The organism is Mycolicibacterium komossense (assembly GCF_025822605.1).
GTDB lineage: Bacteria > Actinomycetota > Actinomycetes > Mycobacteriales > Mycobacteriaceae > Mycobacterium > Mycobacterium komossense.
On the sequence record NZ_JACKTY010000055.1, the window covers coordinates 1 to 532 of the forward strand.

A 532-nucleotide genomic window follows, 5' to 3' on the forward strand; every position below is an offset into this window, starting at 1 on the left:
TACTGCTCCTGGTGGCGGCGATGATCCTGGCGCCCTCGGCCATCGCTCCCTACGACCCGCTCCAGGAGAATCCGGACCTACCGCTGGCCGGCCCGAGCCTCTCGCACCCATTCGGCACGGACTACATCGGCCGTGACCTGCTCAGCCGGGTGATCGCCGGTACCGCCGCCACCATCGCCGGGTCGTTCATCGCTGTGGTGATCGGGCTACTGGTAGGAACCACCCTCGGGTTGCTGGCGGCCTACTTCGGCCGCGTCACCGACAGCATCATCGGCCGGGTCATCGATGTCTTGCTGTCGATCCCGACCCTGCTGCTGTCGATCACCATCATCATGGCCCTCGGTTTCGGCACCGTGAATGCCGCCATCGCCGTGGGCATCTCGTCCATAGCCGTATTCGCACGGCTTGCGCGATCCGAGGTGCTGGCGGTCCGAAACCTGCCGTTCGTAGAAGCCAGCGCACACCTGGGCGCCGGTCATCTCACCCTGTTGTTCCGCCACATTCTGCCGAATTCCTACTCCTCGGTGTTGGC

Annotated in this window: 1 protein-coding gene; it reads left to right on the forward strand. The window is 65.0% G+C overall.

All coding sequences use genetic code 11. The features are described 5' to 3' along the window. Positions 1–532 (forward strand): ABC transporter permease (locus H7J73_RS33250; RefSeq protein ID WP_264072126.1); only part of this gene is annotated, 532 nt, incomplete at both ends.